Annotated in this window: 24 protein-coding genes; 19 read left to right on the top strand and 5 right to left on the bottom strand. The window is 32.7% G+C overall.

Annotated elements, in window-relative coordinates:
* Positions 1-132: 132 nt before the first annotated feature.
* The 5 genes from ER639_RS04325 (at position 133) to ER639_RS04305 (ending at position 4668) form a co-directional block, all read left to right on the top strand.
* Positions 133-864: an ABC transporter ATP-binding protein gene (locus tag ER639_RS04325; RefSeq protein WP_129064541.1), complete on the top strand. Its 732-nt coding sequence runs from the start codon at positions 133-135 to the stop codon at positions 862-864.
* Positions 857-2020 carry an ABC transporter permease gene (locus ER639_RS04320; RefSeq protein ID WP_129064540.1) on the top strand — a complete coding sequence of 388 codons (1164 nt, stop codon included), beginning with the start codon at positions 857-859 and terminating at the stop codon, positions 2018-2020. The genes ER639_RS04325 and ER639_RS04320 overlap by 8 nt, the downstream gene beginning before the upstream one ends.
* Positions 2021-2273: 253 nt before the next feature.
* Entirely contained in the window at positions 2274-3470 is a 1197-nt protein-coding gene (locus ER639_RS04315; protein ID WP_129064539.1) for an NAD(P)/FAD-dependent oxidoreductase, read from the top strand.
* A 99-nt stretch (positions 3471-3569) separates the two neighbouring features.
* Positions 3570-4055: a GNAT family N-acetyltransferase gene (locus ER639_RS04310; RefSeq protein WP_129064538.1), complete on the top strand. Its 486-nt coding sequence runs from the start codon at positions 3570-3572 to the stop codon at positions 4053-4055.
* A 64-nt stretch (positions 4056-4119) separates the two neighbouring features.
* The gene (locus ER639_RS04305) at positions 4120-4668 is read left to right on the top strand and encodes a GNAT family N-acetyltransferase (RefSeq protein WP_129064537.1); all 549 of its coding nucleotides are present in this window, start codon (positions 4120-4122) and stop codon (positions 4666-4668) included.
* Positions 4669-4757: 89 nt separating this feature from the next.
* On the opposite strand, the gene ER639_RS04300 is transcribed toward ER639_RS04305, so the two are convergent.
* On the bottom strand, positions 4758-5633 hold the full coding sequence (locus ER639_RS04300) for an SDR family oxidoreductase (RefSeq protein WP_483306225.1): 876 nt from the start codon (positions 5631-5633) through the stop codon (positions 4758-4760).
* A gap of 210 nt (positions 5634-5843) precedes the next feature.
* Between ER639_RS04300 and ER639_RS04295 the strand changes: the two genes are divergently transcribed.
* The 6 genes from ER639_RS04295 to ER639_RS04270 all read left to right on the top strand — a co-directional run bounded on the left by ER639_RS04295 (position 5844) and on the right by ER639_RS04270 (position 10030).
* On the top strand, positions 5844-6194 hold the full coding sequence (locus ER639_RS04295) for a hypothetical protein (protein WP_129064535.1): 351 nt from the start codon (positions 5844-5846) through the stop codon (positions 6192-6194).
* A 286-nt stretch (positions 6195-6480) separates the two neighbouring features.
* Entirely contained in the window at positions 6481-7101 is a 621-nt protein-coding gene (locus ER639_RS04290) for a nitrous oxide reductase accessory protein NosL (protein WP_129064534.1), read from the top strand.
* 26 nt (positions 7102-7127) lie between these two features.
* Positions 7128-8168: a right-handed parallel beta-helix repeat-containing protein gene (locus ER639_RS04285; protein ID WP_129064533.1), complete on the top strand. Its 1041-nt coding sequence runs from the start codon at positions 7128-7130 to the stop codon at positions 8166-8168.
* A 4-nt stretch (positions 8169-8172) separates the two neighbouring features.
* The gene (locus ER639_RS04280) at positions 8173-8619 is read left to right on the top strand and encodes a nitrous oxide reductase accessory protein NosL (protein WP_129064532.1); all 447 of its coding nucleotides are present in this window, start codon (positions 8173-8175) and stop codon (positions 8617-8619) included.
* 98 nt (positions 8620-8717) lie between these two features.
* Positions 8718-9392, top strand: coding sequence for a hypothetical protein (locus tag ER639_RS04275; RefSeq protein ID WP_129064531.1), 675 nt, complete (start codon positions 8718-8720; stop codon positions 9390-9392).
* Positions 9389-10030: an ATP-binding cassette domain-containing protein gene (locus tag ER639_RS04270; protein WP_129064530.1), complete on the top strand. Its 642-nt coding sequence runs from the start codon at positions 9389-9391 to the stop codon at positions 10028-10030. Before ER639_RS04275 ends, ER639_RS04270 begins: the two co-directional genes overlap by 4 nt.
* Positions 10031-10106: 76 nt before the next feature.
* Here ER639_RS04270 and ER639_RS04265 read toward each other — a convergent pair whose 3' ends face one another.
* On the bottom strand, positions 10107-10874 hold the full coding sequence (locus ER639_RS04265; RefSeq protein ID WP_129064529.1) for a sulfite exporter TauE/SafE family protein: 768 nt from the start codon (positions 10872-10874) through the stop codon (positions 10107-10109).
* Positions 10859-11149: a rhodanese-like domain-containing protein gene (locus ER639_RS04260; RefSeq protein ID WP_129064528.1), complete on the bottom strand. Its 291-nt coding sequence runs from the start codon at positions 11147-11149 to the stop codon at positions 10859-10861. The genes ER639_RS04265 and ER639_RS04260 overlap by 16 nt, the downstream gene beginning before the upstream one ends.
* A gap of 139 nt (positions 11150-11288) precedes the next feature.
* Here ER639_RS04260 and ER639_RS04255 point away from each other — a divergent pair, with 139 nt between their 5' ends.
* From ER639_RS04255 to ER639_RS04235, 5 genes are all read left to right on the top strand, one after another.
* Positions 11289-12611, top strand: coding sequence for an MBL fold metallo-hydrolase (locus ER639_RS04255; protein ID WP_129064527.1), 1323 nt, complete (start codon positions 11289-11291; stop codon positions 12609-12611).
* A gap of 3 nt (positions 12612-12614) precedes the next feature.
* Positions 12615-12923 (top strand): rhodanese-like domain-containing protein, encoded by a 309-nt coding sequence (locus ER639_RS04250; RefSeq protein WP_129064526.1) that lies wholly within the window; start codon positions 12615-12617, stop codon positions 12921-12923.
* 116 nt (positions 12924-13039) lie between these two features.
* Entirely contained in the window at positions 13040-13531 is a 492-nt protein-coding gene (locus tag ER639_RS04245) for a TspO/MBR family protein (RefSeq protein ID WP_129064525.1), read from the top strand.
* Positions 13532-13550: 19 nt separating this feature from the next.
* Entirely contained in the window at positions 13551-14360 is an 810-nt protein-coding gene (locus ER639_RS04240) for an arylamine N-acetyltransferase family protein (RefSeq protein ID WP_240663990.1), read from the top strand.
* A gap of 147 nt (positions 14361-14507) precedes the next feature.
* Entirely contained in the window at positions 14508-15959 is a 1452-nt protein-coding gene (locus tag ER639_RS04235) for a YhgE/Pip family protein (protein WP_129064524.1), read from the top strand.
* 205 nt (positions 15960-16164) lie between these two features.
* Here ER639_RS04235 and ER639_RS04230 read toward each other — a convergent pair whose 3' ends face one another.
* Complete coding sequence (locus ER639_RS04230; RefSeq protein ID WP_129064523.1) at positions 16165-16539, bottom strand: MFS transporter permease; 375 nt, start codon at positions 16537-16539, stop codon at positions 16165-16167.
* Positions 16540-16638: 99 nt separating this feature from the next.
* Between ER639_RS04230 and ER639_RS04225 the strand changes: the two genes are divergently transcribed.
* A complete protein-coding gene (locus ER639_RS04225) occupies positions 16639-17214 on the top strand; it encodes a TetR/AcrR family transcriptional regulator (protein WP_164993358.1) in 576 nt (191 codons plus the stop codon).
* A 98-nt stretch (positions 17215-17312) separates the two neighbouring features.
* Here the strand turns inward: ER639_RS04225 and ER639_RS04220 are convergent, their stop codons facing one another.
* Positions 17313-18749: a protein adenylyltransferase SelO gene (locus ER639_RS04220; protein ID WP_129064521.1), complete on the bottom strand. Its 1437-nt coding sequence runs from the start codon at positions 18747-18749 to the stop codon at positions 17313-17315.
* Positions 18750-19026: 277 nt separating this feature from the next.
* Between ER639_RS04220 and ER639_RS04215 the strand changes: the two genes are divergently transcribed.
* Together ER639_RS04215 and ER639_RS04210 are read left to right on the top strand one after the other, a co-directional pair.
* Entirely contained in the window at positions 19027-21354 is a 2328-nt protein-coding gene (locus ER639_RS04215) for an MSCRAMM family protein (protein WP_129064520.1), read from the top strand.
* Positions 21347-22789 carry a SpaH/EbpB family LPXTG-anchored major pilin gene (locus ER639_RS04210; protein ID WP_129064742.1) on the top strand — a complete coding sequence of 481 codons (1443 nt, stop codon included), beginning with the start codon at positions 21347-21349 and terminating at the stop codon, positions 22787-22789. The genes ER639_RS04215 and ER639_RS04210 overlap by 8 nt, the downstream gene beginning before the upstream one ends.
* Positions 22790-22796 lie beyond the last annotated feature (7 nt).

The raw sequence follows: 22796 nt of genomic DNA, 5'->3' as shown, positions 1-22796 counted from the left end.
TAAAAAATAATTTACATATTTCAATATGTGTAAATTAAAAAATATGACGTCTATTGAATAATTTCTTAAATATTTTATACTCAAAGTGTAATAAATAATAGACACTGTGTAAAATAAATAGAGGTGAGAATAATGGAATCAAAAACAATCGCAAATTTGTCGCATGCTGTAAAAGTGTATGATAAACGTACAGTGCTAAATGATGTATCGCTTTCAGTAAACAGCGGACAAATATTAGGAATTATCGGACCTTCTGGATCAGGGAAGACAACTTCAATTAAATGTTTACTTGGGATGGAGAAGTTAAATAGTGGTCAAGCGACCATTCTTAATACTACGATGCCTAACAGAAAAGTATTAGGACGTATTGGTTATATGGGGCAAAGTGATGCGCTTTATGAGCATTTAAGTGCTTATGAAAATTTAGTCTTCTTTGGTAATCTTATCGGGTTAAAAGGTAAACAATTAGAGACGATGATAGATGAGAATTTACAGCTTGTTAAATTAAGTGCATTTAAGAACAAGTTAGTACACACTTTCTCAGGTGGTATGAAACGTAGATTATCACTTGCAATTACGTTACTTGGTAATCCTGAATTGATCATATTAGATGAACCTACTGTTGGGATTGATCCAAGTTTAAGAAAAGACATTTGGGAACAATTAAGAACATTGTCCCTGCAAGGTAAAGGTGTTATTGTAACAACACACGTAATGGATGAAGCGGAGAAATGTGATTTAGTAGGACTGATTATTGACGGAAAGTTATTTGAAATTGGCACACCTGTAGCGTTAAAAGAAAAATTTAATGCAACATCAATTGAAGAAGTGTTCTTGAAAGCAGAGGTGGACAATCATGCTTAGATTTAATGCGATGTTAAAACGTGTTGTGAAAGAAATTATAAGAGATAAACGTACCCTTGCATTAATGATGATTGCACCGATGCTTATCTTATCATTGATGTATTTTGTATTTAATTCAAACAATTCACAATCCCTAAAGATAGGGATAGATCATTCAATACCATCAAATATTGTAGAGGTAATGCCGACAAAGGATATCGATTATCATCATTATAAACAAGGCACGGCAAAATCACATATTAAAAATGATGAGTTAGATGCATATATCCAATATGCCGATCAGAAAATTAAAGTAACCTATAAAAATGAAGATCCAACCAAGACGGCACAAGTTAAAATGATTGTAAAACAATCCCTAGTTGGTGAGAAAATGCAGTTATTGAAAGATAATATGCAAGTGATGCAACAAGCATTACAAAAGCAATCAGAACAAATTCAATCAAAGTTACCACCACAAGTTAAAAATCAATTAATGAAAAATATGAAAAAACCAGCAATCACAAAACCTGCACAATATGAAATTGAAAATGAATATATGTATGGAGATGCTAACGGCACATTCTTTGATAAAATATTTCCTGTATTGATTGGATTCTTTGTATTCTTCTTCGTATTCTTAATTTCTGGGATTTCGTTGTTAAGAGAAAGAACAACTGGGACATTGAATCGATTAATTGCTACACCGATTAAACGCAGTGAAATTGTATTTGGTTATCTAGTGGGATTTGGGATATTTGCAATTATACAGACATTGATTATCGTAACGTTTGCAATGTTTGTGTTAGATTTGCATATCGAAGGAAATGTGATTTGGGTGTTTGTTACGAATATATTATTAGCACTTGTTGCATTATCAATGGGGATATTCGTATCAACATTTGCAAATTCTGAATTTCAGATGATTCAGTTCATCCCAATTGTTGTGATACCACAAGTATTCTTCTCAGGGATAATCCCGATAGAACAACTCGCTAGTTGGGTGAGAACACTATCTATGATTTTCCCATTAACATATGGCGGTAAGGCTTTAACTGCTGTCATGATAAGAGGTGAAGGATTCGATGGGATATGGATGCAGTTATTAATACTCATCGGATTTATGACATTTTTTACAGTGCTCAATATCATTGGATTGAAACGATATAGAAAAGTGTAGTTTATTGTGTGTACTATAATGCGACTTGGAAATGATTTAGATAATATAATTAAGTGAAGACATGTCATTTTTGGCATGTCTTTTTCTTTGTTATGAATTACTGCACTCTTATACGATCCCGAGTTGTATCGTAAGTAATACAATTTTTCTAAGTCTATTTTCATAAAAATTGTTTAATAAAGGGTATGAATGAAGTAAATACATAAGTAAATGTAAAACGAATTATATACTTTTTACTAAAGGAGAGACTGTTATGATGCACAATGGGAAGCTTTACTGGCCAGATACTTATCAAAAAATGAATTATAACGATGAAATAGCAAAAAATTATGATGTTGTTATTATTGGTGGAGGTATGAGTGGTGCACTAACTGCATTTCGCGTTGCAGAAGCGGGATATCACACATTACTAGTTGATAAAGATACGATTGGTAGCGCAAGTAGTGCAGCGAATACTGGTTTAATGCAATATATGAGCGATAAACTATTACATGAATGCGTAAAAGATTTTGGTCCACTTGAAGCCTATTATTTTTACAAGGCGAGTAAAGAGGGACTTGAAGATATTGAGAGGCTTTCAACTTTACTTGATTCTAGAGTGAACTTTATTACACGTGATAGTCTCTTTATTGCGTCAACCAAACGACATAAAGAGAAGATTAAAGATGAGTTTGATGCGTTAAAGTATTTTGATTTCCCAGTGGAATACATAAGTGATGAGCAACTAAAAGGTGAATATGGCATCGATAAATACAATGCGCTTATTACGCATGAAGATGCTGAAATTAATCCATTTGTTTTCGTTAATGAAATAGTTAAATATGCACATAACAAATATCAATTAGATGTATTAGAAAACACAGAATTAATACAATATAAAAAAGAGAATAACCAAGTTATTTGTGAATTTAAAAATAAAACAATTGCAACTAACAAACTTGTCATGACAACGGGTTATGCAAAGAATAAAATTACAAAAAAATATATTAACAGAGAACAATTCGTCGCAAGTTACGCAGTTGTGACACAACCAATACAAGAAAGCCAGTTTTGGAAGGATAAAGTAATGATTTGGGAATCAGCAAGACCATATCTATATATTCGACATGTCCCGGGAAATAGAGTGTTGATTGGTGGATTAGATGAAACGACAGATAAGATTCCAAATGAAAAGCATATACAAAAACAAGGTAATCGACTGATTAAAGCATTCAATAAACTCTATCCGGAAATAAAATTAGAAATTGAATATGCTTATGGTGCAAGATTTGGTGAGACAAAAGATGGTAAGCCATTTATTGGGAAGATAGATGAGGATTTAGAAGTGTATGGATTATATGGCTATGGTGGAAATGGTACCGTGTATTCATCATTTGGAAGTAAGCTATTATTGGATATGATAGAGGGTAAGTATAATCCGTTGTCAGAGATATTTAAATTGAAGCGATAGTGTCTCCTATATGCATACGAATTGCTAACAACGTTTAATCCTAAGTAACATGGGTATGTATTAACTTTAAGATATTTCAACTACTTAGAGGAGGCGCATATGAAAGATATCGAAATCGTAAAATACACAGATGAATTTAAACAAGAGGTTAATGAATTTATTATTAATATTAAACTTCATGAGTTTGATATTGATAACGTTACTTACAATAATCAACCGGATTTAAAGGACATTAAAGGCACATATATTGATACAGGTGGTCAGTTCTGGCTTGCTTTATTGGATGGTAAGATTGTAGGAACAATTGCATTGACGCGAATGAAGAATAACAACAGTGCTTTAAAGAGAGTATATGTTGATGAAAATATACGTAATATGAAGATTGGTAAGAAAATGTTGGATCATGTCATCCAAAATGCACATGATGATGGTATCAAATCAATTTATCTTGGAACGATTGATAAGTTTGAAGCAGCACAACACTTCTATCGTAAGAATGGTTTCCATCGAATTCCTAAAGAAGAATTACCAAAAGATTTCCCATTAGTAAAAGTAGATAATATTTTTTATTATAAAGATATTTAAGATGTGAAGCGCAAAAATAATAGATTTATTTCCGAGAAAATATATAACGTGAGGGATATTATTCATGACATTACTAGAAACAAGCTTTACTGAAAGATTAGAAATTAGACCATTAACTTCTGATGATTACGATGTATGGATTTCTGGGTTTAAGAATAGACTTAAGAAGCAAAATGCATTTGATTCAGATGATATCGATGTAAGTGATTGGGATGAAGACTTTTATGACAATGTGATTAAAGAACTCAATGAATTAGCCGAAAAAGATACTGCATATGTATTGGGCGTTTTCTTACGAGATACTGGAGAACATATAGGAAAGTTAGAGTTTACAGTGCTTCAACGTGGTAGATTTGAGTGGGGTGTATTAGGTTACTTGATACATAACCAATATTGGAATAATGGTTATGCTAGTGAAATGTTAAGTGTCATAGAGCAAATGGGATCAAAGTTAAAGTTTCATAGAGTCGAAGCGCATATTCATCCAGATAACATTGCATCGATTAAAGTAATTGAAAAGCATGATTTTTTATTTGAAGGCATGAGAAAATCATTTATGTATGAAGACAATCAATGGAATGATTATTTAATTTTTTCTAAAATAATTGAATAGACATTTAAGAATAGCATAACTTTGTATCATTCAAAAAACGAGAGAACAATTAAAATGATTGTTCTCTCGTTTAAATTTATCATTACTTTTTAACTCGTAATAAAATCTCCGCCGTTGATGTGTATTGCTTGTCCTGTGATGTATGTTGAATCATTAGAAGCTAGGAATACGTATGCTGGTGCATTTTCACTTGGTTGCCCACGTCTTTCTAATGCGGTTTCGTGTCCATGTTTTTCAACTTTTTCACTATCGAATGTAGCTGGTATGAGTGGTGTGTAAATTGGTCCAGGTGCAACACTGTTTACACGGATACCTTTTGGTGCTAATTGTTGTGATAATGAACGTGTAAATGTCGTAATGGCACCTTTTGTTGCTGAATAATCGACTAATGAGGCAGATCCTCGATATGCAGTGACACTACTTGTATTAATAATTGTATCACCTTTACTTAAATGTGGAATTGCAGCTTGTGTTACGTACATCATTCCAAATATATTTGTTGCGAATGTTTCTTGTATTTGTTCGGGTGATACCTTTGTAAAATCATCATTTGAGTATTGCATACCGCCGTTATTCACAACAATATTCAGCTTACCGAAATCATCAATAACGTCTTTTACGAACTGTTTACACATGTTAGGGTCTTTTAAGTCGAATTGATATGCCTTTGCTTTAACACCAATTTCTTGTAATCTTTTTATCGTATCGTGTGCATCTTGTGTCTCTTCATAATAACCAATGGCTACATCTGCACCTTCTTTAGCATATAAGATTGCAACAGCACGACCGATACCAGAGTCACCGCCTGTGATTAATGCAGTCTTTCCTTCAAGTTTGCCACTTGCTTTATATTGATTATCTTCAGCGATAGGCTTTGGATCCATTTCGTATTCATTTCCTGGTTGTTTGTTTTGAGTATATCCTTCAATTTCTTTATCGATTTTTTCAAATTTGTCCATGTTCAATCACTCCTTAAAGATTGATATGTTAATAAACAATGGTATATTACACGATAGCCTATTTAGTGGGATATAAACATGGACCGTATTTGATAGGCAAAAAATAAAGAAACGGATATAAATCAAATTTTTTTTATAAATATTACAAAATTTATAGAAAATGTAGGTCGTATTTGTGTTATCTTTATAACATCTTATTAAAGGCGGTTACGAATTATGGGGTACGTTAATTTATTTATCAATTGGAAAAATCAAGATTTAGAAAAAGTAAAAAAACAACTGTCAGAATCTCTAAAAGCGACATTTGTATTTAATGGGGATAGAGAAGTGACTTATAATTATTCTCAAATTGTTAATCTGTTTGAAAAAAGATTTGAAACAGAACAAAACTGGACTTTTGACGTACTCAAAAGATTTAAAAGAAATGATGAACAGGTCGTAATCGTTAACATAATGAGAGAATGTAACGACTACACATTGATTGAGCCGCTCGCAGTTTGTTTACTGACATTCAAGGACAATAAGTTGATAAGATTGTATATGGAAACAGAACTAGTTAGTGATTAGTGGGATGGAAAAACAAAACTACATGACAAAACGCCAAAGCAAGAATTGTGAACATAATTCTTGCTTTGGCGTTTTTTACAATGTTCCTTAAAGTTTTTGTATTTTAATTCCGAGTGGATACATATTTTTTCAGAATTGAAATGAAATTTTTGTGAATTCATATTGTTGATAAACAATTGTTAAGTTATTGCCAATAAATATACAAAATGTATACACAATAGTAAAAATAGAATGAGTAGCAAATCCTTTATAATTGAACCAATAATTAAATTTTGGGGGATATAAAATGAAAAAGTTGGCATTCTTATCTTTAAGCGCGTTACTTTTATTATCAGCATGTGGTCAATCGGAAAAAAGTGATGAAAAAAATGTTAAATCGGAAACAAAAACTTCACAAACGAAAAATGTTAAAAAAGATGACAAAGTAGTTAAAGTAGACGGTGTTACTTTGAAAGAACCACAAAAAGATACAAAATGTGCTGCATGTAATATGAAGGTTTATCAAAAATCTGATGCTCTTGGTAAATTCTCTGCTCAAGCAATTGGAGAAGATGGAAAAAACTATTTCTTTGATGATTTATATTGTTTATTGAATTATGAAAGAAAGTCAAAAGTGAAGTTGAAAGAAAAGTTTGTGAGAGATTATAAAACTTTAGAATGGATTAATGTTAAAGATGCTAAGTTTGTTAATGGTAAAATCAAAACACCAATGAATGTTGGTTATGCAAGTTTTAAAGATAATAAGGATGCTCAAGCTTTCGCACATGAACAACATTCGCATGTCGATAATTTAAAAGTTGCAGATAAAAAGGCATTAGAACGCTTTATGAAAAAACAACAGATGCAAGAACAGAGTAAAGATATGAAGCATGATATGAAGCATGACGACGCAATGAAACATCAGTAAAACAAAGATAAAGAGGAGGATTAGAAATGAAATACTTCATTTGCATTTTCCTTCTTTTTTTATGCTTGGATAGTGAGGGAATGGCAAAGACAATTAAATTAGATGGGAAGGTTTATCATCAACACTTTACGCTGAATACTGGTGATCAATTGATAGGTGATAAGGACACGGTTATTAAAGGTGGATTGAGTATCAAAGGTGACAACATAACCGTAAAAAATATTAAGTTGGATGGCACGTTGTTAAACAAACAAGTGAAGGGCATCATGGAAATAAATCGTAGTAACAATGTTGTGTTGGACAAGATTGAAGTGGTTGGTGACAGTACTATAAATGGATTACATATTACTAATAGTCATGATTTAATATTAACCAAATTAAATGTGCATGATGTGAAAGATGGTATTTATGTTGAACATGTAAAGCGCATTAAATTATTGAATGTTCAATCTCAATATAACAGGTATGGTGTGCATTTTATGTATACTAACAAAGCTATAGTTAGAAAAAGTGGATTCATGCACAATGTCACTGGCATAATGTTAATGGTATCGAACCATATTCAAATGTCTCAGAATAAAATTGCTGAACATAACTTGGTAAATGGTACAGGAATTACACTATATCAAAGTACGGGTTTGATGGTGTCAAAAAATAAAATTCTAGATAATCAATTGGGTCTTTCAATTCAAGAAGTTAAAAATAGTACTATAAAAGAAAATGATTTTATTAGTAATTTAAATGCTATTGAAAATTCTAAGTCTCAAATTCCGATACATTTTAATCATTTTATTAATAATATAAATGTGACAAACAGTGACGTACTTCAAAAGCAATTTATAAATAATTATTATGATGATCTTGAAATTATAGACCTAAATGATGATGGTATAGGAGATAAGCCTTATCGCTATACAAATATTTTGAATCAAATGATGATAAAAGATACGAAACTTAATTTTTATCAAAATAGTCCGATTCATATTTTGATGAAATGGATAGAAAATAGAAGTGGTGCATATGAAGAAGGTTATAAAGACGAACAACCAAGGGTAGAAAAGAGGTGAATATATGAGAATTTGGAGTGCATTATTTATCATGATTATTTTACTTGCTTCATGTGGGAAACCTGATTTATCACCTAGAGATATAAAAGATACTGATAAATGCGTGGTATGTAATATGATGATTGACCATTCTGAGCAAGCTGCCCAGATGGTATTTAATAGTGAAGAACATATTATATTTGATGATATTGGTTGCATGATGACATATTATAATGAGCATAATAAAAAAGACGACATAGGTATGATGTATATTAAGGATTATAAGCATAATAAATGGATAGATGCTAAAAAAGCTTATTATTTATACCATAAAGATATATGGACACCTATGAATTATGGTGTTGTTGCATTTAAAAATAAGGAAGACCGTAATCAATATGCGAAGAAAGTTAAAGGTGCCAAACCATTAAGTTTTGAAGATTTAAAAACTTTCAAGTGGGGGGTTCATTAGTGTATATTTCTGAAATAAAACAATATATAAGGAATCCAATTATATGGCTTAGTAGCTTAATCTATTTGATAACAGTCATACTTACTGGAGTCGTTCAAATGAAATCTGCTCATAGCTCATTTTTTCACATGAATTATGCTTTAAGTATCATGTTGTTTATCGGCCCATTGTTTATTTTATCTATGAGTAGTATGAATATAGCGTATGCAAATGAAACGCGTTGGTTAGAGTTACTTTTAAGTTATTCTATTAAATCTGTTTATTATATTTTGGTACATTATTTTTCTATTGTTACAGTATATACATTTGTTTTGTTTACTGGTCATATTATTCTAGTGATAATGGGATTGCCATTAAATTTAAAGTTTTTTTTGCTATCATTTATTATGATTCTGTTATGCGCTAGTGCTGCACTATTTGTTGGTATCGTTTCAAATACAAGATTAAAAGCTGTAGGATATGCACTGGTATTATGGACATTGATGTTGATTATTATGCCTTTTATATTAATTACTTTAAATGGTTATATCCCAGGAAATAAATTGCTCAATCTAATGATATTAAATATTCATTTGAATCCTGTAGATTATATCCGTATGGCTTTTTATTTATTAACACATCAAAAAGGAATTTTAGGAAGTGAAATGTACGAATATGTGAGTTTTTTGTATACGCCAACAGGCATCCTTTTATTTGTTCTCAATGGTTTACTATTAGTCATATTACCATTAATCATTGCATTTATATTATTAAAAAGAAGGGGTTTTAAGTGATTAAATTCGAAGATGTTGTATTTTGGTATCGAAAAGATAAACCTTTTGGGCCATTTAATTTGCAGTTCGAATCAGGTAAGGTAAACGTAATTATTGGTGCTAATGGTGCAGGAAAAAGTACATTAATTCAATTAATCTTGGGTAGAATTCACCCGAAAAGTGGCGTATTAAATGTCGTTGGTAATATAAGTTATATGCCAGATGATTTACTCTTTCCACGTTATCTAAAGGTTAAAGAAATCATAACATTATTAGCGAACTATAAACATGCTGAAGCCAATCAGATAAATGCAGTGTTAAATAGCGTAGGTTTGTTAGATCAATCAAATGATTATGTAAAATCTTTTTCAAAAGGTATGGTTCAAAGAGTTAATATTGCTCAAAGTTTACTTGGGAATGCTGATACATTAATTATGGATGAACCAACGAATGGTTTGGATCCAAATTGGATATATAAGCTAACTAAAATAATTGATAAGGAAAAAGAGCTTGGTAAAACAATTATAATTTCTACACATCAATTGGATTTTGCATTGAAAGTAGCAGATAAGATTATGATTATGAAAGATAGAAGACTGCTTAATGTGGTAGATAATCAGGCAGTAAATGAATCGGAATTGAGAGCTTATTATCAATAATATATACAAAAAATAATTCATCTCGTTTATTGAGATGAATTATTTTTATTTTCTAAGATTAAATTTGAAATCAATTTCATGCAATCATATTATAAATCATTTTTAATGCTGAAAGTAAAATAAGCACAGATAAGATAACTTTTAAAACATCCTGATTTGTTTTTTTACTTATCGTTGTGCCTATAGGTGCAAATATTAAACTTGCAATAACCAATGGTATTGCTAAATCTAAATCCACAAGTCCGAAATATGCTTTTGTTAAGAATGTACCAATTGATGATATAAACGCGATGAATATGCTATTAGTGATAACTTTACGCATAGGTACTTTAAAAATTGTTAATAGTATAGGAACGATTAAAAAAGCACCTCCAGCACCTACAATTCCAGAAAGGAATCCGATAATCAATGCTATAAAAAGTAAAGGATAAAATGCATATGTTTCATGTGCTTCTTTAGGTTTTACTCTAATAAACATTAAGAATACGGCAACTATTGCGAGAAATGTATATACGACATTAATGAACATTTCATTAAAGAATGAGGCACTTATCGCACCAATAATACTACCCATCAAAATGCCAATGCTCATTGGGACAATGATAGTCTTACTAATATCATTGCTTTTTCTTTTGCTATAACTACCGCTTAGTGTACTAAAGAATACTTGTGCAGCAGTTAATCCCGAAGCTACAGATGGTGTGATTTCAATATTAAAAATAGGTGGGATAAATAAAATCATGGGAAATAATATGATTGCACCACCGATACCTACTAATCCTGATAAAAAAGCACCTAAAGCTCCGATAGAAAATAATAGTATGAAAGTTATAAGCGATTCCATTCAATCATGCCACCTTGTACGTTAGTAGTGTGTATACCTTTTGAAGTAAGGTACTCACAAGCCATACCACTACGATTTCCAGAACGACAAATGATTATATATTCACTTTCTTGATCAAATTGGTCCAAATGTTGATCTAATTCAGATAAGGGGATGTTTTTTGCTTTATCGATGCCATCAACTATGAACTCATCTTTTTCTCTTACATCAATGAGCTGAATATCGGCCTCCTGTTTTAATAAGTTGTTTAAACTATTTACTGTAATTGTATTCATTTCATTACCTCCTAAAAATTATATGTCTACTTTAAACCTATGTAACATGGTTTGTCAAATACCCCACAGGGTATTTGACAAATAAAATTTTATGTTATATTATACCCCCATAGGTATTTTAGAGAGGGAGAGAAATATTATGTATTTTAAACAATTTTTTAATGAACAATTGGCACAAATGTCATATATAATAGGATGTCAAAAGACTGGCGAAGCTATCATTATTGATCCTTTAAGAGATTTAACACCATATATTGAGGCTGCTGAAAAAGAAGGATTATCAATTCAATATGTAACAGAAACGCATATTCATGCTGATTTTGCCTCTGGTATTAGAGAAGCGGTTGATTACTTAGGTGCTAAAGCTTATGTATCAGGACACGGTGGTGCAGATTGGTCATATCAAGCGATAGAAGCAATTCGAGTTACTGAAGGTGATGTCATTCAAATAGGTAATATTAAATTACAGGTGGTTCATACACCGGGCCATACTCCTGAAAGCATTAGTTTCATTCTTTATGATAATGGCATGACAGAACCTATGGGGATGTTTACAGGTGATTTCATTTTTGTGGGTGATGTAGGAAGACCGGATTTATTAGAAGAAGCAGCAGGAGTTAAAGATTCGACACAGATAGGTGCAAAGCAAATGTTTGAATCGATTCAAAACACGAGCGAACTTCCTGATCATATGCAAATATGGCCAGGACACGGAGCTGGAAGTGCGTGTGGTAAAGCATTAGGAGCTGTACCAATGACAACATTAGGATATGAAAGAAAAACGAATTGGGCTTTTCAAATTTCCGATGAAAATTCATTTATTAAAGCTTTAACTAGTGAACAACCTGAACCACCATTATATTTTGCACAAATGAAAGTGATTAATAGAGATGGAGATGTTCTTTACAAAGATGACACAGTATATCCATTATTGAAAGGGAAACAAGTTATCGATTTAAGACCAAAGGAAATCTTTGCTGAACAACAAAGTGAAGGCATTAATATTCCATTTAATAAACAATTTTTATCATTTATAGGTTGGTATGTGGATTACGAGAAAGACATGCACTTAATAGGGGATTATCAAACAGTTCAAAATGCTAAAGAAGCGTTGAAATTAATAGGATTTAATAACGTTGCGGGTTATACTACACCCAGAAAAATTAAGGGTAATGCATACGAACAAATATCACCACGTGCCTTTAAATCAATGAAACGATCTGAAATAAATATTTTAGATGTTCGTACAAATAAAGAGTGGGAAGAAGGTCACTTTGAAGAGGCAAAACATGTGCATTTCGGAAAATTAAATATAGAAAAAATTCCATTTGAAAAAGATAAAACAATATATGTACATTGTCAGTCAGGTGTTAGAAGTGCAATTGCAATGTCGGTATTAAAACTTCAAGGATTCAAAAAAATAATTAATATTAAAGGCGGATATAGCCAAATAAAGGAGTAAATCATGTTTAACATATTTAGAAAAATACCTTCAATTTCAACGAAAACTTTAGAAAGTATTGTTGGAGAGATTCAATTGATTGATGTGAGAACAGCGAATGAATATAAAAATGGTCATATCTTAGGTGCAAAAAACGTACCATTACATACAATTGATAAATTTGAATCCAATCAAAAAGTATATGTCATTTGTCAATCTGGTATGAGAAGTAAGAGAGCCGCTAAGCATTTGATTAGTAAAGATTTAGATGTTGTAAATGTTAAAGGTGGAATGAATGCTTGGACTGGGAAAACTGTTACAGGTAAAAGATAAATATCATAATCAAAAAAATTCGTCTGAAAATACAGGCGAATTTTTTTGTTAGATTAACTAACTATTTTTAATATATCAACTAGATATTGGGTATAAGTATTATGGAGGCGATATTTATGACGAATACTAAAAAAGTAATTAGAACATTTGCACCGCTTGTTGGAGGATTAATTATTGGGAGATTGACGGCTAAGGCGCAAGATGATTATAAGCAGTATGAAAAGCCACCTTTTTCTCCACCAGCGATTGCATTTCCAATTGTTTGGCCGATTCTTTATACATCAATGGGTGTTGCATACAAAATAGCGACGGATAAAGTTGAAAGTGCGGATGAAAGAAATGTACTTAAACGTGTGCATTATACGCAGTTAGGTTTGAATTATGCATGGTCGATATTATATTTCAATTTAAAGCTTAGAAAAGTCGCGTTAATTGAAAGTTTTGCTTTATTAGCTGCTGGTAATATTGCTGCTACTAAGTTTTATCAAGCGGATAAAGTTTCTGGTGCTTTAATGGTACCTTATGTTTCGTGGTTGAGTTATGCAAGTTATTTGAATAGTGGTAATGTAGTATTAAATAAAGATAAAGCAGGTTACACGAGAGATTAATTAATGGAATGAGGATACTATGACGAAGCTACCAAAAGACACACAGCACTTTTCACTTCAGCAAATGGATGCTATGGATTCTTTTTTACATGTGGATAAGAAAGTTCAATTAGATCAATTGAATAAGCTTAATTATCTTATAAAGCAGTATATGCTAAACGTGCCGTTTGAAAATATTACTGTGCAGAATAAAGAAGGTGTAGATTTAAATCTAGATAGTTTGTTTCATAAAATAATTGAAAGTAATAGAGGCGGCTATTGTTACGAGATGAATACATTATTTAAGCATTACCTGTTGCAAAAAGGTTATGATGCCTGTAATGTTTCAGCGACAGTTCGTACGCCTGATGGTTGGGCACGTGCCCATTCTCATATGTCACTTCTTGTGAAACTAGACCGTTTGTATGTTGCTGATGTTGGCTTTGGAGATTTACCTACGAAAGCAATACCGATTATGACTGAGGATGAAGCGATTGTCATTAAAGATGTGAATGGAGAATACCGTGCTGTCGAAGTTGAGGGTGGATTTGAAGTACAGAAGTTTGTAGATGATGCATTTCAAACACTGTATCGAGCTGATTTTGAGCCGCGTGATCTTCAATTCTTTGCTGAAAGCATTGAATTTAATCAACATCACCCTAATTCGATTTTCGTAAAAAAATTAATAGTCACAAAACCTTTACCAGACGGCCGTGTTACAATGTCTGAACGTCATTTGACGGTAACGCATCAAGGTAAGAAGGAAATGTATCCTGTAACTAAAGATAATTATCGCATGTTGCTAAAACAGTATTTTAATATGGATGTATGTATAAAAATATTGGAATAAAATAATATCAATAAAAGACACTTCCTATCGAAGTGTCTTTTATTGTATTGTTACAACTTGTGTTTCAATATGCCGTATAATATACTTGTAAAAATCAAATCCATGAATATTTTCTTGGATACTGTGGATGGTTAAGGAGGAGTTTATTTGTTTAAAGATTTTCATGCGTTATTGAAGCACCCTATTTTATTTTTATCACTGATCGTTATTTTATTTTTGCCCGTCATCTATAGTGCGGTATTTATATTCTCAATGTGGGATCCATACGGTCAAACGAAAGATTTGCCTATTGCGATTGTGAATAATGATACAGGTGCAAAGATTCAAGATAAAGAAGAAAATCTAGGTGAAAGAGTCATTAAGAAACTGAAGAAAAATGATGATTTTAAATGGGAGTTTGTAAACTCTAAAGATGCAGTTAAAGGGATTGAAAAGGGTCAATATTTTGCTGTGATTGAGTTTCCTAAAGACTTTTCAAAATCCGCTTCAACAATGCTCAATCCACACCCTAAACAAATGGAAATGCACGTTAAGACAAATCCAGGATATAGCTATTCTGGACAAAGTATTGGGGATAAGAGTATCCAAGCTGTTAGGGACAATATTTCATTGTCATTACGTGAAATTTATTTAAAGAAAATTTTTGGTTCGTTGAAAGATATGCGTGGTCAATCAGAAACGCTATCTGATAATTTGAAGAAGATGCAACAAGCAGATGTTAAACTTGCAAATGGCTCACAACAAGTGGACAAAGGTTTAGCACAAACACAAGCTGCAGTGCCACCATTACAAAATAATCCTGCATTTTCGCAATTGATATTGGGTTCTAACCAAGTGACGAATGGATTAAATGAACTAGCATCAAATACAGATAAAATTACTAAAGCAATTGATAAATCACTGAAACAAACAGATAGCTTATCATTTGATGAGGCGAATGCGATTGCTATTAGTGATCCAGTTCACACTGTAGCACACAATGTGACGGAAGTTAAAAACTATGGGCAAAGTTTTGCGCCGTATGTTTTGAGTTTAAGTTTGTATGTTGGTGCGGTTGCATTTGTGACGATATACCCGGTTGATAAAAGGGTTGGGGATTCAAGAAGTGCTGCGAACTGGTGGTTGAATAAACTAGGTTTAATGTTAACGCATGGTTTATTGCAAGGGATTCTATTATCGGTATTTACGCAATATGTTATTGATATTGAAATTGCGAACCGAGGATACTTTACATTGACGTTAGTAGTATGGTCAATTGCAGCGGTACTTATTGTATCGTGCTTAGTTGCGGCTTTCGGTAATATTGGTAAGTTCCTAGCTATTATATTATTGATTTTACAACTTGGTTCAAGTGAAGGTACATTCCCAATTCAATTAACCAATCACTTCTTCCAAAGTATACATCCATTCTCGCCGATGACGTATGTCATTAAAGCATTGAGAGAATCAATCTTTGACTTTGAAGGCAGTGTGCCGATTAATGAAGCGATTATGATTATTGGTGCTATCGGACTAGCATTTGGATTATTATTATACTTTGCATATCTAGGCCGATTGAACATAAAAAATATTCGACTGAATACACGTGATTTGGATTGATCATATAAAAGCCAATGCTCAGTTTTTGAGCATTGGCTTTTACTGTTTTTCCAAATTTACTATTTTGTTCATCGCTATGGCTATCCAACTGATCATAAATACAGGGAGGCATATAATACTTATAGGCGAGGTATAACATTGTGGCATAAAAAAATCAGACTGTATAGAACATACACTCTGAAATGTATCATTGATGAGGTAATATTTAATTGACTTCGCTTTGTACAGACAGTTTATTTCTAGTTGCAATCATTGTCATAATGATGATGCCGCAAACTAAGATGGCAATACAATTAATCATATATGCACGATCAATGGTCATAATAACATTTGTTCTGAACCAATTTTGAAATGGTAATCCTATACCGAGTAAACAAGCGAAAAATAATAATTTAATACCGATATGTTTACCTTTCATCTTTTTAATTGAATGATTTACGAATAATCTTAAGTAAGCTAAGCCACATCCTAAAACTAAAAATAATAATATGAATTTAATTGATTCTGGTTGAATCATTATTGCGTATCCTACTAATAATATTGCAATGATAGTGAAACTGATAAATGATAATTTCTTCAAAAATGACCTTCCTTTCAAATAGTGATATTATCACTATAAAGAGAATTCATTATCAGAGCAATGAACAAGTAAATGAGATTTGTTGAATGGAAGGTTAGTATGGAAACTTATAATCAAATGAATGAAGCAACACAAAGAAAAATACAAGAGACATTTATTCAATTAATACAAGAGAAGCCATTTAAAAAGATAACGATTCAAGATATTTCAAGTTCAGCGGGTATCAATAGAGGGACTTTTTATCATCATTACCTAGATAAGTATGATTTGGTGGAAAAAATCATCCAAACAACATTGGAAGATTTGGAAAATCATTTAAACAATATTGATGTAAATTTGTTATTAGATGATATGAATAACAATGGTTCTGATGTGTATTGTAAAACCATCTTTGATTTTATCGATGGACATAGAGACTTATTTGTAGTGCTACTTCATAACGATTTGCCGTACCAATTTGAACATCATTTGAAGTTATTACTCATTAAACAATTTAAATTAAGTAGTATGTCGCTCTTTAAAGAGATTGATGTACCAGAACATTATATCGCGAACTTTGCAGCATCAGCATTACTTGGACTGATTGATGAATGGCTAACACAAGACATGGAAACATCACCAGAAGCGGTGTCTACCTATTTCTTTAAAATCATTCAATCTTTGCGTAGTTTATAAAAAAGATTAGGTCATCTTATCCATAGAGACCTAATCTTTTTTGTTTTTATGCTTTTGTTTTAATATCAAAATAATTTCATTCTATTATCTTTAACACTTTATGTCCCACAGTAAGTTTGATAGACACGTTCACTTGGTGGAGCGGGGTTAAGGTACTGCGCATCATGGTCGTCGCTAAATGGATTTGTAATGGCTGATAGTAACTGTATTAACTTTGTATCATCATTTGCTAAAACCATGTCACTTAAAGCCTCTTCTACTAAATGATTTCTTGGGATTACTGCTGGATTTACAGATTTCATGAGTGTATATGAATCAGTAGATTGATTTTGATTATCCATAGAATTGAGCCATTCCTTGTACCATTGTTGAATATCGTCGTGTTTAAAGAATGATTGGTTTTTAAATGTATTGGTTGCAAGTGCTCTAAATGTACTTGTGAAGTCTAGGTGGTGTTTTTCAAGTATTGCTAATAAATCAATGACCAGTTGGAAATCTTGTGGGTTAATATTTTCGAAACCAATCTTTTGTCCAAATCGCAATTGATATTGTTGTACGTACGTATCTTGATAGGCTTTCAATGCAGTTTCTGCATATTGAATGGCCTTTGTTTCATCTGAATCAATTAATGGAATCAATGTTTCTGCAAATCGTGTTAAATTCCATAAACCAATGCCAGGTTGATTGTGGTAAGCATATCTACCTTGGTGATCAATAGAACTGAATACGGTAGAGGGTTTATAAATATCCATAAATGCACATGGACCATAGTCGATTGTTTCTCCGCTGATTGTCATATTATCAGTATTCATCACACCATGAATGAATCCAACAGCTTGCCACTTTGCAATCAATGCAGCTTGTTGCACAATAACTTTATTGAGTAACGATAAGTAAGGGTTGAGGTCATCCGCGCATTCTGGATAGTGACGCTGTATTGCGTAATCAGCAAGTACTTTAATATTATCCTTGTCTTCTGTACGGACAGCATACTCAAAAGTACCAACACGTAAATTACTCTTTGCGATACGCACAAGCACAGCGCCAGGTAATACTGTTTCACGGTAAACATCTTCACCAGTTCTTGATACAGCAAGACTTCTCGTAGTAGGTATATTTAAATGATGCATCGCTTCACTAATGATATACTCACGTAACATCGGTCCAAGTGTTGCACGCCCATCTCCACTTCTAGAGAAGATCGTACGACCTGATCCCTTTAATTGAATATCAAATCGCTCGTTGCCTTCAGTAACATGTTCCCCTAAAACATGCGCACGCCCATCACCTAACATAGTGAAATGACCAAATTGATGACCCGCATATGCATGAGCTGCAGGTGCACTGCCTGGGAATTGCTGATTACCAACCAAATAATCAACATGATTTTGTATATTTGAATCTATATTAAGTTGTTCAGCTAGTGAGCTGTTGAAGATAACAAGTACTGGATTTGAAGAGGATTGTGGTTCACATTGTTCGTAAAAGTCATCAGACAATTTAAGAAAAGTGTTATCAAAATTAAAATTAAACATATAGACCTCCCTTATATGCTTTTCATTATACTGATAAATAAATAACATGTTCAAATAAACGAACAATAAATATTATTCGATGAAAATAGATAATATTTAATTGAATAAAAGTGTATTAATTAAATTTTAACGAAATATTAATTCTAAAAGTTAATTGTATAAATTTTATGAATTTATACATATTTACAGTTAAATACTTACATTTAATAGATAATATTGTATAATAAATGTGAAAATATAGTGTGATATTTATTGTTAATTGAAAAAGGAGGTGTCAATGATTAAACTGGCAAAATATACGTTTGTAATTTGCCTAATTTGCTGTTTATTGTGTACTTCATTTGTTAATTCTACATCAATCTCTGCAAATACATTAGATGACCAAATGATTAGCGTTAAATATGTGTCACAGAAAGATAACGTTGTAAATTGGTCTATCACTATTAATAAAACAATGACTATACCTAAAGAACAAGTATTAAAACTCACTTTATCAAAGGGACATCGATTAACTTTAGATACTATTAAGCAGAAGTTACTAGATCAAGGTGTTTCCATTCATTCAACGTCAGATTCGAATACCTTTGAACTTCAATTACTTGAAAGTTATCAACCGCACGCGATTGATATTGAGACCAATATTGATGATGCGAATCCTTCAGATTTAAAGCTTGAGTTATCTACTACTATGAACGGGCAATTGATACAATCATCAGATATCATGCACCGTCTTACGAATGTAACGGGAGAATTGAAGTATGATGGCTTTCCGAGTGATACATTACCTACAACAGTCATTACATTAGTCAATGCTAGTACAAATGAAAGATTACAATCTATCAACCGAAATCAAGACGGTCAATTTGAATTTTCTAATTTAAGAATGTTCGATGATAGTGGTACCTTAATCAAATATCAATTGGATGCAACGTCGGAATCCAACGATGTTCAAGTCAGTGATAACTCCATCATCGTTAAACCAATGACTTCAAGGACTCAGTCGAGTACACTAGAAGACACTTCAACGCAGTCATCGAATCCATCAACATCAGAAGTCCCAAACGTAATAAACAGTACAACTGAGCAAACTACAACGACTACACCAACAACAAAAGCAATGCCGACAGATGGTGTTAGTTCTCAACCAGTGAGTGATGTGACATTAGTAGAGGAAGCACCTCAATCTATCTTATTTAGTGATGCATTAACAGGCGGCACTTTGCGAACTTTGACTGCACAAAGTACATACTTATCGTCTCCAATTAATCAAACTGTTTCAATTGGTACAAGTACGAGTGTGCTAGGAATAACAGGTACTATGAGTGCCGATCAAACTTATATCACTTGGGATGTTGTATTAGACTATCGAGCAACTGCTACAAAGAAGGTTTGGTACAACAACATAACGACGAGCCCAGGGATTTCATTACCAACATCTGTAACTTATTTAGTACAAAGTTCATCTGGTGGTTTAAGGGGAGGGACATTACCTGTTACGACAACTGGTGGATCAACATCGATTGCTTTAGGTAGTGTTAATAATTTAGATACATATCGAATCACATTTAAAACACCTGTCACAACACCAAACTTAAGTAAGTATACTTTGACAATTGGAGAACTAACTTACGATGAAATCGGTATACTTTACAACCGACCAGGTATTAGTAATAGTGTGACTAAGAAAACAGACACACCTACAATCAATACAGTTACTGTTTCAAGTACTACTGTTACAGGTACAGCTGAACCAGGTTCAACCGTTACGATAAAGAATTCATCAGGTGTTACTTTAGGAAGTGCAGTAGCAGATGCTTCTGGAAATTACTCTGTCCCGATTACACAGCAGCCGAAAGGAACAGTATTGCAAGCAACAGCTAATAAAACGAATCAAATTCAAAGTGATACAGCTACAACAACCGTTGTGGGGGAATTTCCATTTACGATTAAGAAGGTCAACCCTGGAGGGGTAGCACTAGCAGGTGCAACATTTAAATTAACAGGACCATATAACCTTACAGCGACGACGGATAGTACAGGATTAGCAACATTTACGAAATTAATTCCAGGGCAATATACATTGGAAGAAACAGTTGCACCGAGTGGATATGTAAGAAATACGACAACAAAAACGTTAGTTGTAGGTAATAATGGAGAGATAACTGTTGATAATGTAGCGATTAGCGGCAACTACCAATATGTCAATCAACCAATACTCGGTACTATTAAGGTGAATAGTTTAGACGGAATTACAAAGCAAATTATCAGCGGTGGCACATATCAATTGGTAGATGCGAATAATCAAGTGGTGAATACTTTAACAGTAGGGGCTACAGGAGAAATTATTTTTGATAAGCTATCACTTGGTGATTATACGTTAATCCAAGTCAAGGCGCCACCTGGATATAAACTAAGCAACAATAAGATAGCATTGTCTGTCACATCAGATACACCAGTAATTTATGATCACTTACAGTATCAATTTGTATTACCACAAACAGGCGGGTTAGGACCTATTCTGTTTTATGTACTTGGTACCATATTGATATTGACTGCAATCATATATCGCTTTACACAAAAAACAAGGAGGCACCATCATGTCTAGGAAATTTTTATCGATTTTAATTATTTTTACATTTTTACTGAGTTTATTACCAATGAATGTACACGCAGCAACTGTGAATACAAATGTAACCATTCATAAAATAACAGGAACAACTGAACATCAAGCAACATTTGGTGAACTTACAAACACAACACCACCAACAGGAGATCCAATCTCTAATATTTCATTTACGTATTGGAAAGTAACTGAAACACAATTCAACACAATGAAGAATAGTCCAGGAAGTTATCAAACAGTTGATCAAGTGACTGCACTTGCTGGTGCACCAGTTGGAACGACTGCTAAAACACAAGCTGACGGTACAGTAACAGTTAACGGACTTGCCGAAGGTTACTACTGGTTTATTGAAGATCCATCAACAGCTGTAGCAACATCAAACGCTGTACCATTTGGACTTGATTTACCTGTAACAAATGAAGCGGGTACAGGATATATTACAGATTTACACGTATTCCCTAAGAATACATTAGAAGCGACACCAATAATTGATAAAGATGTAGTAAGTGACGGCAATAAATCAGCAACATTTGACATTGGTCAATCATTTGATTGGTTAATCCAACCTACAACACCAAAAGGGATTAACGAATACACTAAATTTACTGTAACAGATCAATTAGATGCAGCATTAACGTTAAGTGATCCAAGTAAAATTACTGCAGCAATCGGAAGTACGACACTGACGCCAGGAACAGATTTCAATGCAACATATGATGCAGGTACCAGAAATTTAACAGTAGATTTTACAACTGCAGGTCTTCAAAAGATTGGCAGTACTAACCAAACAACAGGATTAACAATTACAGTACCTACTACAATTAATAACCAAGCTATTATGGGTAAAAACATTAGCAATACAGCGAAGCTTTTATACGATAATGGACATGGAACAACTGGAACAGAATCAATGGCAACACAAGATAACCCTGAAGTACATACTGGTGGAAAGAACTTTGTTAAAACAAATGGTTCAGGAACAAATTTACAAGGTGCCGAGTTTGTGGTGAAAAATGAAAGTGGTCAATATTTACAACAAGACAGTACAACTTTAGTGATTACATGGGGAGATAGAAGCTCTGCAACAACATTTACTTCTAATAGTAATGGTCAATTTGAAGTGAAAGGTTTAGCTTATGGTAACTATCAAGTTGAAGAAACTAAAGCACCAACAGGTTATACAATCCCAACGAATCCATTAACAGCCTTTACAGTAGATTCAACTTCTTACTATACTGATGCAACTGCTGTAACAGATGCAAGTACTGCAGCAACAGCAACACCGTTAGAAATCATCAATAAACAGTCATACATTCCGAACACTGGTGGTATCGGTACAATCATCTTCACAGTAGTAGGTGTGTTGTTAATGTTAACAGCAATCGTATTATTTAGAAAAAGAAACAAAGCTTCATAATATGATT

This window comes from Macrococcus sp. DPC7161 (genome assembly GCF_004117835.1).
Classification (GTDB): Bacteria; Bacillota; Bacilli; order Staphylococcales; family Staphylococcaceae; genus SDSC01.
This window is presented reverse-complemented; position numbering and strand designations above follow the sequence as displayed.

Coding starts and splice junctions, on each gene's coding strand:
- ER639_RS04325 (WP_129064541.1), top strand. CDS start 133: ATGGAATCAAAAACAATCGCAAATTTGTCGCATGCTGTAAAAGTGTAT.
- ER639_RS04320 (WP_129064540.1), top strand. CDS start 857: ATGCTTAGATTTAATGCGATGTTAAAACGTGTTGTGAAAGAAATTATA.
- ER639_RS04315 (WP_129064539.1), top strand. CDS start 2,274: ATGATGCACAATGGGAAGCTTTACTGGCCAGATACTTATCAAAAAATG.
- ER639_RS04310 (WP_129064538.1), top strand. CDS start 3,570: ATGAAAGATATCGAAATCGTAAAATACACAGATGAATTTAAACAAGAG.
- ER639_RS04305 (WP_129064537.1), top strand. CDS start 4,120: ATGACATTACTAGAAACAAGCTTTACTGAAAGATTAGAAATTAGACCA.
- ER639_RS04295 (WP_129064535.1), top strand. CDS start 5,844: ATGGGGTACGTTAATTTATTTATCAATTGGAAAAATCAAGATTTAGAA.
- ER639_RS04290 (WP_129064534.1), top strand. CDS start 6,481: ATGAAAAAGTTGGCATTCTTATCTTTAAGCGCGTTACTTTTATTATCA.
- ER639_RS04285 (WP_129064533.1), top strand. CDS start 7,128: ATGAAATACTTCATTTGCATTTTCCTTCTTTTTTTATGCTTGGATAGT.
- ER639_RS04280 (WP_129064532.1), top strand. CDS start 8,173: ATGAGAATTTGGAGTGCATTATTTATCATGATTATTTTACTTGCTTCA.
- ER639_RS04275 (WP_129064531.1), top strand. CDS start 8,718: ATGAAATCTGCTCATAGCTCATTTTTTCACATGAATTATGCTTTAAGT.
- ER639_RS04265 (WP_129064529.1), bottom strand. CDS start 10,874: ATGGAATCGCTTATAACTTTCATACTATTATTTTCTATCGGAGCTTTA.
- ER639_RS04260 (WP_129064528.1), bottom strand. CDS start 11,149: ATGAATACAATTACAGTAAATAGTTTAAACAACTTATTAAAACAGGAG.
- ER639_RS04255 (WP_129064527.1), top strand. CDS start 11,289: ATGTATTTTAAACAATTTTTTAATGAACAATTGGCACAAATGTCATAT.
- ER639_RS04250 (WP_129064526.1), top strand. CDS start 12,615: ATGTTTAACATATTTAGAAAAATACCTTCAATTTCAACGAAAACTTTA.
- ER639_RS04245 (WP_129064525.1), top strand. CDS start 13,040: ATGACGAATACTAAAAAAGTAATTAGAACATTTGCACCGCTTGTTGGA.
- ER639_RS04240 (WP_240663990.1), top strand. CDS start 13,551: ATGACGAAGCTACCAAAAGACACACAGCACTTTTCACTTCAGCAAATG.
- ER639_RS04225 (WP_164993358.1), top strand. CDS start 16,639: ATGGAAACTTATAATCAAATGAATGAAGCAACACAAAGAAAAATACAA.
- ER639_RS04220 (WP_129064521.1), bottom strand. CDS start 18,749: ATGTTTAATTTTAATTTTGATAACACTTTTCTTAAATTGTCTGATGAC.
- ER639_RS04215 (WP_129064520.1), top strand. CDS start 19,027: ATGATTAAACTGGCAAAATATACGTTTGTAATTTGCCTAATTTGCTGT.
- ER639_RS04210 (WP_129064742.1), top strand. CDS start 21,347: ATGTCTAGGAAATTTTTATCGATTTTAATTATTTTTACATTTTTACTG.